This is a genomic window from Fibrella aquatilis, from assembly GCF_017353255.1.
Classification (GTDB): Bacteria; Bacteroidota; Bacteroidia; order Cytophagales; family Spirosomataceae; genus Fibrella; species Fibrella aquatilis.
The window spans coordinates 107,227-119,182 of the sequence record NZ_JAFMYU010000023.1 but is presented as its reverse complement, the minus strand read 5'-3'; the positions used below and the strand labels follow the sequence as shown (position 1 = coordinate 119,182).

Below are 11,956 nucleotides of genomic sequence, written 5' to 3'. Positions count from 1 at the left end.
AAGCGTGGCCGTAACCGATGGGTTCACCGTCACCGTGCCAGAGGCCAAACTGGTACAGCCACTGCTGTTGGCTACCGTGACGCTATACGCCGTTGTAAGGGCAGGCGACACGCTGAATATACCCGTTGTGTTGACCTGGCCATCGCTCAGGGTGTAAGACGTACCGCCGGTGGCCGTGATCGTGGCTACGAGGCCGTTACAAATAGTGGCGCTGCTAAGCGTGGCCGTAACCGATGGGTTCACCGTCACCGTTGCTGAAACAGACGATGGGCAGGCGTCGGCGGCGGTTGGCGTACAGGTCGCCGAGTAGCCCGTGGTTACCGTGGGCGATACCGTAATGCTGGTGGTAGTTGCGCCGGTGTTCCAGAGTACCGTACCCGTACAGTTGCTCACCGACAGCACCGACGATTGCCCTGCGCAAATGGCTGATGCTGAACTGGCCAGCGTCAGGTTGGGAACAGCGCCGTCGTAGATGATGAGCGGGCTACAACTGCTGACCTGACAGTCGGACCCAACTGCGAAGGCGGTATAGCTATACGCCCCCGACGTAACGATGGTGAGGCTGTTGCCGGTACCAACGGAAGCGCCAGCTCTGAACCATTCTACATTGGTGAGGTTGGGAGCCAGGGATGTTACATAAGCACCGCCCTGACAAAGTTTGGCAGGTACCGAGAAGCTGGCACTGGCGAGGTTGTTGCGCGGCGTGCCATCGGCCGAGGTGGCTGTTACGCCCGCCGTGTTGGTCAGAACGCCATCAGCTAATGCACTGACGGTCAGGGTATACGTGGCGGAGGCGCTGGCCGAGAGGGTACCCGTGTTCCAGGTAACCTGTACTTTCCCGGAGCCTAAAAGTGCCGTAGTAGCCGCCGGCGACGACGACACGTAGCCCATGCCCGTATCGAGCGTATCGCGGACGATGACGCCCGTGGCCGTGCTGCCGCCTACGTTCGAAACGCTGAGGGTAAAGGTGGCCGTGCCGCCCCGTGCTACCGAGAAGCTGTCGCTGGTTTTGGTCAGAATCAGGTCGGGGTCACCGGCGGCGTAGCCGAAACCAAGTGCGGTGGGTAGGGTGCCGGTGGGGGTACTCTGCACCACAATCACGGCCGTGTTGCCTACCAGGGTGGCATCACTGTCGGCGGTGGGGTCGCCACCCTGCCGGGCCACAACAAGGCGGCGGTTGGCGGGGGCATCGGCGGCCTTGATCCGGATGTCGTAGCTAGTGTTGGGCTGAATGGTAGTCGTGAAGGAGAACAGACCGGTCGGCGTGGTGGTGGCTGTTTCGCGCAGTACGCCATCGCTGGTGTAGAGGCAAACCCGCACACTCGGAATACCGTTTTCGGCGGCGTCGAAGACGTTGTTCTGGTTAGCGTCGAGGAAGACGTAGTTACCCACGGGCGTGGGACCCGCCAACAGGGCTGGCGGGCGGGGCGAGGCAGCAAACGTGCCGGTACAGAGGCCTAGCAGACCCAGCAGGGTCAATAGGCAGCGGGGCCAACTCGAAAAGGAGGTAGCGTTTTTCATGGAATCAAGCGGTTTTAAATTGGAAAAGAGATTATTGTTTACGAAGACTAGTTGGTTGGCAGGGGATGGGGAAGCAGGATGAACAGGGCGCCACGGTACCCGTGAGGCGGAAGACCCGGCAGTTGGTCTGGCCCACCTGCCTGATCAGGATGGGGTAGGTGGTGGTACCGTCGGCGCGGAAGCCTTTGGCATTACCCTGCCCTACGCCACCCACCGTAACCGCCGTGCCGAAGGCCGTGCCGCCGGGGTTAAGTACCGTGCCGCCCGTACCGTTGGCATTGGCACCCAGCACGACTTCATACGTACCCACGTTGCCGGTGTTGGTGGCCTGGACCGTGACCGTGAAATAGTCATCGGCGACTACGGCATTGGTGCTGTTATTCAGGCAGTTGCTCTGTGTAAGCGTGGCCTGTACGCCGCCATCCTGCGCCACGGTGGTGGTGAGCGTGGTGCTACAACCCGTCTGCGGATTGGTCGAGACGACCGTGTAAGTGCCTGGAATGGTGGTACTGATGCTGGCTGCATTGACCGCAAAGCCAGCTGGTCCCGTCCACTGATAGGTGGTGTTGGCAGGGGTGCCGGTGGCCGTTAGGGTTACAGCGGCGTAGTTGTTCTGGCAGGTGAGCGTGGCACTCGTCAGCGTGGTTACGGGCAGGCTAACGTCCTGCGACACGGTGGCGGTGGCCGTGGCTGAACAGCCCGATTGCGTGCTGGTGGTCACCACCGTATAGGTACCCACCACACCGACCGTTACGCTCTGGGTAATGGCCGTGAAGCCGCCCGGCCCGCGCCAGCTGTAGCTCAGGTTTAGCTGGCTGCTGCTCACCGTAAGCGTGGCCGTGGGGTTTTGGCAGGTGAGCGTGGCATTATTGACCGTGGCTACGATGGCGGGGTTGACTGTAATGACGCTGCTGGCGGTGGCCGTACAGCCGTTTACGTCCGTCACCGTCACGCGATACGTACCCGAGTTGGCCGGTGTCGCATTGGGAATCACGAGCGGGTTACTGCTGCCCAAATTACCACTGGGACCCGTCCAGGCGTAGGTAACGCCCGTGGCGGGGCTGGCTGTGAGCGAAATGGGGAAGCCTTCGCAATAGGCCGTACTGCCTGCTATTGAGGCGGTTGGCGCTGTTGGTATGGCATTGACCGTGGCGCTCGTCACCGTCGATTCGCAGCCAGTGGTATTGTCTTTCACCCGCAGCCGATACACGCCCGGTGCCAGTCCGCTGAGCGTGGCCGACGCCTGGTACGATTGCCCGTTGTCGAAACTGTAGGTCACGCCCGTAGCTGGTGTCAGTATTCGGATTGTGCCCGTGGTGGTGACGCAGGTAGGTTGGGTCGCCGTAAACGAGGGCGCGGCGGGCAGCGGGTTGGTCTGGATCGTGATACCACGGGTGGCGGTGCAGCCGTTGGCATCGGTCACAACTACCGAATAAGTACCGCCCGAAAGACCCGTCAGGTTGGGCGCGGTAGCCCCGTTGGCCACCGGACCCGTCCAGACGTAGGTGTAGGATGGGGTGCCTCCTGCTACCGAACTGCTGATGGTGCCCGTATTCTGCCCGGCGCAGACAGGTCCGCCGCTGGTGAGCGAGACCGACAGCAGCGGGGGTTGGGTGAGCGTGGCCGTCTGGGTGAGCGAACAACCGTTGGCGTCGGTAACCGTAATGGTGTAGCTGCCAGCACCCGTTTGCAGGGTGCTGGTGCCGGTTGTTGTGGTCGACGAAAGCAGGCCACCCGCGTTGTAGTAATTCACGGAATAAGGTCCTGTGCCACCACTAGTGGTGGCTGTAATCTGGCCTTGCGCGCTGAAACAGAGTGGGTTACTGGTCTGGATGTTCACCGCCAGCGGGTTGGGCGTTACCACCGTCACCGAAGCCGTATTGCTGATGCAGCCGTTGGCGTCGGTCACGATCACGCTGTAGGTATCAGGTGTTGAGAACGACGGGTTGGCGCTTGTCGAAATCACCCCCGCGGCCCCCGACCGGTACCAGGCGTAGCTTACGGGAGGGGTGCCGCCTGTTACCTGCGTGGCAATGGCTACGGCGGGCTGGTTGTTGGCGCAGGTGATGCTGGTGTTCAGGATCTGCACCGTGGGCGATGGCTTCACCGTCACGTTGCGGCTGGCCGTGGCAGTGCAGCCGTTGGCATCCGTTACCCGCACCTGATACGTACCTGAGTTGGCGGTGGTGCTGTTGGGAATGATAAGCGGGTTGCTACTGCCCAGGTTACCGCCCGGCCCTGTCCAGGCGTAGGTAAGCCCCGTGGTGGGGGTGGCCGTGAGCGAGATGGGGCCGCCCGCGCAGATCGTCGACGTACCTAAAATGCTGGGCTGCGGCAGGGCATTGACCGTAATCACGACCGAGGCGGTGGCGCTGCAACTCTGCCCCGACGTAACCGTGACAGCATACGGGTTGCTGCCCACGGCGGTGGGCGTTACTACCAGTTGACCCGACGTGTTGCTGGTGATAGTGGTGCCATCGCTGAAGCGGTAGAACGAACCACCCGTGGCCGTAATCGTGGCCGACGTGCCCAGACAAATGCTGCTGCTGGGGCTAACGCTCACCACCGCCGTTACCGCTGGGTTCACCGTTACCGTAGCGGTAGCGATGGCCGAACAGCCGTTACCATTGGTCACGGTTACGGTGTAAGGTGTTGTGGTTGTGGGGCTTACGATAAAAATGCCCGTGGCGTTGGTGGCCCCGTTGCTCAGCGTATAGGCACTGCCTCCCGTGGCGGTCAGGCTGGCCGTGGTGCCGTTGCAGATCACCGCATTGCTCAGGCTGGCGTTCACGGCGGGGTTGACCGTGATGGTGCTGTTGGCCACCGCTGAACAGCCAAATCCGTTGGTGACCGTGACGCTGTAGATGGCGCTGTTGGCGGGCGTGACGCTGATAGCCGCCGTAGTAGCCCCTGTACTCCAGCGGTAGGTTGTACCTCCCGCCGCCGTCAGGGTCGCCGACGTGCCCTGGCAGATGGTGTTGCTCGGACTCACCGCCACCGTGGCCGTTACCGCTGGGTTCACCGTCACCGTGGCCGTTGTGGTGGCCGAACAGCCATTGCTATTGGTCACTACGGCCGTATACGTGGTGGTGCCCGTGGGCGAAACCGTCACCGTCTGGGTGTTGCCCGTTCCGGCAGGTAACCAGTTGTAAGTTAGGCCCGTACTGCCACCCGCCGTGGCCGACAGCGTGGCCGTGGTGCCGTTGCAGATGGTCTGGCTGCCCACCGCTACCGACACGGCGGGGTTGACTGTGATGGTAGTCTGGGTTGTGGCCGAACAACCGTTTGCATCGGTGACGGTGACCGAGTAGGCGGTGGTGCTGGTGGGTGCTACTACAATAGCCGCCGATGTCGCCCCTGTACTCCAACGAAAACCTGTCCCGCCTGAGGCCGTCAGCGTCGCCGAGGTGCCGTTGCAGATGGCCCCGTTGCTGGGGTTAGCCGTGATGACTGCCGTAGCAGCGGGGTTCACCGTCACCGTGGCGCTGGTCACTGCCGAACAACCGTTGCTGTTGGTCACGGTAACAGAGTAGGTCGTAGTGGCCGTGGGCGAAACCGTCACGGTTGGGGTGTTGCCCGTACCCGCTGGTGCCCACACATACGCAAAGCCCGACCCACCACTGGCAATGGCCGTGAGGGTAGCGCTGGTGCCGTTGCAGATCGTGGCGCTGCCCACGGTGACGGTTACAGCGGGGTTCACCGTGATCGTGGTAGTGGCGATAGCCGAACAGCCGTTGCCGTTGGTCACCGTCACTGAGTAGGCCGTGGTGCTGGTAGGACTAACGTTAATAGCCGCCGTAGTCGCTCCCGTCGACCAGCGGAAACCTGTCCCGCCCGAGGCGGTCAGCGTGGCTGTTGTGCCGTTACAGATTGTGTTGCTGGGGCTGGCCGTAATGGTGGCCGTCACGGCGGGGTTGACCGTCACGGTAGCCGTGGCAATAGCCGAGCAGCCGTTGCCATTCGTTACCGTGACCGAATAGGTTGTGTTGGCCGCAGGCGATACCGTCACCGTCTGGGTGCTGCCCGTTCCGGCGGGTGCCCAGGCATAGGTGAAGCCCGTACCGCCACTCGCATTGGCCGTTAATATCGCCGACGTGCCGTTACAAATTGTGGCACTACCTACCGTAACCGTCACGGCGGGGTTCACCGTCACCGTACCGGAAGCCACCCCTGAGCATCCGCTGGCGTTGACGACAGTAACCGTGTATGCGGTTGTAGTTGAAGGTGTTACGTTAAAAATACCCGTGGTATTCACGGCGCCCGTACTCAGGGTATACGAACTGCCCCCAGTGGCCGTTAGGGTGGCCGCTGTGCCATTGCAGATGGTGGTGTTGCTCAGTGTAGCCGTTACCGCTGGGTTCACCGTGATGGTAGCCTGGGTAATAGCCGAACAACCGCTGGCGTTGGCGACCGTCACGCTGTAGGCCGTGGTGCTGGTGGGCGAGACCACAATGGCTGCCGAAGTCGCTCCCGTACTCCAGCGGAAGGCGTTACCGCCCGACGCCGTCAGCGTGGCGCTCGTGCCAGCGCAAATAGTGGCGCTGGGGCTAACCGCAACCACCGCTGTCACGGCGGGGTTCACCGTCACCGTGGTCGATGCCGTTCGGGTGCAGCCGGTGCTGTTGGTGGCCGTAACGGTATAGACCGTGGTCACGCTAGGGCTAACGGGCTGGGTGGCGGTTGTGATGCCGTTGCTCCAAGCGTAGGTGATGCCCGTACCGCCCGACGCCGTAGCCGTGAGGGTGCTGCTGGCACCGTTGCAAATAGTGGTCGGGCTGGCGCTGGCCGTCAGCGCCGTTAGGGCGGGGTTGACCGTCACCGTAGCCGTGGCAATGGCCGAGCAACTGGTATTGTTGGCAACCGTGACTGCGTAAGTAGTTGTAATGGTGGGGCTTACCGGTATACTGGCCGTGGTGGCACCGGTACTCCAGCGGTAGGTAAAGCCTGCCCCGCCACTGGCCGTGGCCGTGAGGGTGGTGCTGCTGCCGCTACAGATGGTCAGGCCGGGGTTGGCTGCAATGCTGGCCGAAACGGCTGGGTTTACCGTAACCAGTAGCTGCTGCGCTGGCCGACAGTCTGCCGCGCCGGGGGTGGGCGTCAGGATGGCGTAGACATAATAGACCACTGGGCTAGCCGTGGTGTTGGCCGGAAACGCCACGTTGGTGATAACGGCCGTACCTCCCGTGGGCGTGGCTGTGGTCAGCGACGTGCCGCCGCTATACATGGCCGTACCACTCTGGGGTGTCGTGAAATACACGAACTGAATGGTGTTGGTACCCGTGGCATTGGTCGCTACACTCAGCGAATTGACCGACGTGCCCGAACAGACCGACACCCCTCCCGACGGGTTGGTAATGGTGGGGCAAGTAACAAAGCCGAAATCGTAGGAGTGGTTGTTTTCGCCGTAATTACCGGTGGTGAGCGTAATGACCGTGAAACCGTTTACCAGCACGCCATCATTGTCGATGGCGTCGCTGGTGCCGGCATTATATACGGTGGGAATGAAATTGGTCAGGCCCGACTGGTTCATCGGAATTCTGATCTCGTAGGCCGTATTGGGTAGCAGGCCGCCCGGTACGTTGGTGCTATTAAAATAGTATTCGCCCGCTGCGTTGGTAGTAGTGCTCACCACCGGCGACCCGTTCAGGTAGAGCGTCACCGTGACACCGCTGATATACGTATTAGTAGCGCCCTGAAGACCGTCGGCGCTTTGGGCATCGCCATCGTTCCAGACACGGTTGCCAATTTCAATGGGTGGATTGTCGCTGCTTAACTCAATGTCACCTAAGCCGTTGGCTTTGCCGTAGGTGGTCACGCCAGTGCCGCTGTAGTAGATCTGGACGCTGGTGGACGCATCGGAAAAACCATCGCTGTTCCGGAACCGCCGAATCCCCCCCGCTTCGATCTGGTCGGTGGGGTCCATCACAATCGACGACACATAGCCACTACCTGGCAGCAAGGCCAACCCACCCTGAGCCATTTCCAGGTGGAAAGGCGTAATAGTATTGGGCACGGCCACAGCATCGCCATAATAAAATTCGCCGCCGCCCGGCCCCTGTCCGTTGCCTACCCCTGCCGTGGCTGTGCTGCTGCAAACAGACGCATTGCTTTCCAGCGTCCAGAGCGGGGCGTTAGGAGTACACTTGCTGGCGCGCAGAATATCGCCCGGAGCAATGGCGCGGTAGAGCGTGGTCGTGTTGTTTGGCCCCAGGTTGTTGTTGCCAAACTGGTCGCCGGTGCGGTCGCGGATGCTCAGAATCATCGACCCGTCTACGTCGAATTCAATGCCTGTCAGCCACGGCTGGGGGTAGCTGATGTTGGGTAAATCACCCCGGGCAAAGCGGCTGGGCACGGCCGTACTGCCGGGCACCACGCTGGTCCATGGAAGCCAATAGTTGGCTCGTTCTACGCCCGCCTGATCATTGTTGGTGTTGCCTTTTCGATATGTGAGCGGAAAGGCAATGGCCGAGGCAAACGTGTTATTGGCCGGGTTAAACTCATACACAATGGCCTTCATGCCCGTGGTGTCGCGGGTGATCAGGTTGGCTGTGTTGTTCACGCCCGGCCCGAAATTGGTTGTCGTTGTGGTGGGTACGTTTTCGTTGGTGCACACACCGCCCACGTAGACCTTACCCCGATAGGTCTTTAGGGCAAATGGTCGGTATACGCTGCCCGTGCGGCAACCCGTGCCGGTGCCAATGCTAAAACTGGTGATGCCCGCCGTGTTGGCCGTGGGGTTGTTGGTGCCAGCGTTGTTGATCGGAATGCGATACAGCTTCTGGTCCGACAGGTTAACGGCATACAGCGTGGTACCGTCTTCCGACAGTTCAATGTCGCCCAGACCGGTTTTACCTACCTGGTCGAATACGGTGGCGTCCTGGTTTACCACTGTGGTGCTCCCCGGAAGGCTCCGCGCGGTGTTGGTAGCCACAGGTATGGCAATAGGCAGCGTGGTAAACAGGCTCGAAGTAAAATTGGTGAAGGTAGCGTCGGTGGCTTTGGTGAGGTAGATAGCTCCCGCGCCGCTCGGCCCAAGTCCCGAATGGCGTTTTACGAAGGCTGCGGTAAAAGCCTGGCGGGCTGTCCGCTGGTAGGCTACGCCAAAAACAGCCCCAATCTGCGCGCCAGTGGCTATGGCAAATTCGCTGGGGTTATTGCCTGTGCTACTGTAGGGAAGGGTCACCAGTGATCCCTGCGACCCGGCATTGCCGGTGGCGCTGAGCGGATCACCGTTCACATAGCACGGAACGAGGTAGAACGGGTTGGCCTGGCTGTAATCGGTTGGGTAATTGATGCCCAGATTGACGTTGGTAGAGCCAGCTGCAACAAACTGCACCGACGTGCCGCTGCCTGTGCCTTTCGGACCGGGGAAGTAACCGGCAGGTAGCCCCGAAAACTCAACGCGGAATGGCCCTGTTCCGCCCGGTGTGAAGCTATAGTTGCCCAGACTGGCTACGGCTGAACTGGTGGTGGTTGTGGTGACCACACCGTTGATGCTGGTAGCGGTCACGGTAATGCCGCCTACGCCAATCTCGCCGGGTGCCTCGCGGGTTCCGTTGGCGCTGAAGTCTCTAAAAACCGTGCCAGATAATTGGGCAAATGCCTCTTCTGTGCGCCCAAAAAGTAGGGCTAAGCTCAACAGCCAGGGCAAAAGAGTAGCGCAGGTGTGTAGACGTAATTTCATAAGTTGATGTAAAGCGTTGACAATCAGATCTTCAGTTGGTCGCTTTTTTTCACTACACTTCACTTATGTTGGTACATAAAAAAAGCGTAGTACCCGCTGAAGGGGTTACTACGCTACTTGCTGCAAAAAGCAGACTATAAATCTATGAACTTAGAATAGTAATGCCTTTTATTAGTAAATTTAAAATGCTAAAAAGTTGCTTAAGTGTTTGTCTGTAAGTAGTTTACGACACTACTCAGTTAGTAGGTTTGGCGGCTACAGGCATCGACGCGTGTACACTTTCGCGGATGCGGTGCATATAGTTGTCCAGCAACGTGCGCACCCGCTCAGGCTCCTCGGCTTTCACGATAAAACCAATGTGGTGGTCGCGGTGCATCCGCCACACAATTTCGGGGTCGGTAAAACCGGCCATATCGGGGCGCAATTCATTGGCGAGCGAGGCAATCAATCCGGCGTAGTGGCCCGTGTCGGCGGGGGGGCTGTAAGGTTCGTTGTGAGCGGCGGCGATCTCCAGCTTGGCCCATTCGGCCCAGAGGTTCACGCCCGAAGCCGCCTCGACCATCTCGGCAATGTTGGCCCCGCCTACCCGGCAGGCCGTTTCCAGAAAATACAGTTCGCCGTCGTGGTTGCAGCGGATAAACTCGGAGTGCGAGGCCGAGTGGCGCATGCCAAACGCGGCCATAACGGCATCGTTAATAGCCAGAAAATCAGGCGTTTCGGCGTCGGTGGGGGCCAGGGTGCGGGTGCGGAAAATGCCCCCGCCGTGGGCTACTTCCATGGGCGTGGCCAGGTATTCGCTTACCCGGCTGAACACGGCTTTCGAGGCAAACGACAGTGAATCAACGTGATACACACTGCCCGGCTTAAATTCTTCGATCAGGTAGGTGTGCCGGTTGTCGCCGAGTTCGTTCACCACGGTCCAGGCTTCATCCAGGGTATGCACCTTGCGGATGCCGGTGGTCGAAGCCTCAGAGCGGGGCTTAATGAGCCAGGGGGCTTCGCTGTTTTGCAGGAACAGGGTTAACTCGTCGTTATTGAACAGGCTGCTGAACCGGGGTACGCGAATGCCCGCTTTCTGCGCCCGTTTGCGCATGGCCAGTTTGTCGCGGAAGAACCGGGACGTGGTTTGGCCCATGCCTGGGATGCGGAACGTCTCGCGGACGAGGGCACCTTTTTCTACGTCGAAATCATCGAGGGCTATCACCCGGTCGATGCGGCGGGTGCGCATGGTGTGGGCCAGGCCCAGAAGCATGGTGTCGAGGTTCTGGCTGTCGTTGCTTTCCGAAGGCAGGTAAAAGATTTCGTCGATGGCTTCGTGGGGCCAGGGTTTGTCTTTATGGCGCTGTTCAGTCAGCAGGTAGACCGTGTGGCCTAGTGCTTTGCAGGTCTGCATGAACGCTTCGCCTTTTACAAAGGTGGCAATGCACAAAAACGCAAGGGGAGGATGGGAAGGGGAGGATGTCATAGGGTGTCGTTGAATGCAGAGCAATATAGGGGGGAATTTGATTTACGATGTACGAATTACGAATTACGATTTTTGCTGACGCAGGAGAAGGCTAGCGTCAGCAAAAATCGTAATTCGTAATTCGTACATCGTAAATCAAAAAATCCTTTCCCTCAATTAATGCCTGGTGTTCAGCTATTTTGTTTGCCGGTTCGTTCATCTATAGGCATAGTGGCCCGGTCTTTGAGAAGACTCTGAGCAATACGCTTTTCTAACGGCTGTCGGTATGCCCCAATCAGCCTTATATCAACGCGATGGACCCATTTTTTACGGTTGTTATTCCAACCGGACCTGACACCGACCGATTAACGCTTTGTCTCCAGGCCCTTACGGCCCAAACCCTGCCTCCCGACCAGTTTGAAGTGGTAGTGGTAGATGATGCCAACCGTCCCGAAACCGCCGTAGTGGTGGCGCATTTTTCGGCCGAGACCCGCATTGAAGTGCGCTACCTCGCCCAGCGCGACCGGCGGGGGCTGGCTGCGGCCCGCAACCGGGGCTGGCGGGCCGCACGGGGTCAATTTATTGCCTTCACCGATGCCGACTGTCAGCCCCAGCCCACCTGGCTGGCCTCGGCGCAGGGCATGTTTCGGAGGGGGGCCATGGTGGTGACTGGTTCGGTGCGGGCGGTGGCGCCCCGCGTGGCCGGACAGGCGCGCAGCCAACCCGTACCCGACATAACCGAGCTGTCGACGGCCAACTGTTTCTGTCAGAAGGTGGCTCTGGAACGGGCGGGTGGCTTTGAAGAAACGTTTGATCTGGCCTGGCGCGAAGACCTAGACCTGCAATTCAAATTCCTTGAAATCGGTATTCCCATTTTGCGGTGCCCGGAGGCGGCGGTGATGCAGCCCATGCACCCAACGGGCTGGTATACGAGCCTGAACAACGAGCGCAAAAAGCGCTACGATGCCCTGCTCTACAAACGTCACCCCGAACTGTTTCGCCAGCGCATACACCGGTCGGAGGCCCTCGTGGCGCGGCAATACCTAACTGTGGCAGGCCTGGTTATGGCCTTGCTGGCAGCCGCTGTGAGCTATTGGTCTGTAGCCCTGCTGGGTATGGCTATCTGGCTGGCATTCACTGGTTTATCGCTGATGGAAGAGTGGTCTGGTCAGGCCGATTTGCTCACCAATGCCAAGCAAGCCGGGGCTACTTCCGTAGCTTCGCCGTTTCTGTCTGTCTACTGGCGGCTCTATGGCGCGGTAAAATACAGGGTGCTGTATTTTTAGCCGGAAAAAGCTGACCTTTGG

The 11,956-nt window shown here is 59.9% G+C and carries 4 protein-coding genes; 1 reads left to right on the top strand and 3 read right to left on the bottom strand.

Annotation, left to right across the window (positions count from 1 at the left end):
- The 3 genes from J2I48_RS22915 to J2I48_RS22905 form a co-directional block, all read right to left on the bottom strand.
- Positions 1-1,521, bottom strand: a 1,521-nt coding sequence (locus tag J2I48_RS22915; RefSeq protein ID WP_207337843.1) for an SdrD B-like domain-containing protein, incomplete at its 3' end; no start/stop codon positions are given.
- Positions 1,522-1,552: 31 nt separating this feature from the next.
- Positions 1,553-9,205, bottom strand: a complete 7,653-nt coding sequence (locus tag J2I48_RS22910; RefSeq protein WP_207337842.1) for an Ig-like domain-containing protein — start codon at positions 9,203-9,205, stop codon at positions 1,553-1,555.
- A 235-nt stretch (positions 9,206-9,440) separates the two neighbouring features.
- Positions 9,441-10,670 (bottom strand): ATP-grasp domain-containing protein, encoded by a 1,230-nt coding sequence (locus J2I48_RS22905; RefSeq protein ID WP_207337841.1) that lies wholly within the window; start codon positions 10,668-10,670, stop codon positions 9,441-9,443.
- 293 nt (positions 10,671-10,963) lie between these two features.
- Between J2I48_RS22905 and J2I48_RS22900 the strand changes: the two genes are divergently transcribed.
- Positions 10,964-11,935 (top strand): glycosyltransferase family 2 protein, encoded by a 972-nt coding sequence (locus J2I48_RS22900; protein WP_207337840.1) that lies wholly within the window; start codon positions 10,964-10,966, stop codon positions 11,933-11,935.
- Positions 11,936-11,956 lie beyond the last annotated feature (21 nt).

Excerpts from the sequence above, each read along its gene's own strand:
- J2I48_RS22905 (WP_207337841.1), bottom strand. The coding sequence starts at position 10,670 with ATGACATCCTCCCCTTCCCATCCTCCCCTTGCGTTTTTGTGCATTGCC.
- J2I48_RS22900 (WP_207337840.1), top strand. The coding sequence starts at position 10,964 with ATGGACCCATTTTTTACGGTTGTTATTCCAACCGGACCTGACACCGAC.
- J2I48_RS22910 (WP_207337842.1), bottom strand. The coding sequence starts at position 9,205 with ATGAAATTACGTCTACACACCTGCGCTACTCTTTTGCCCTGGCTGTTG.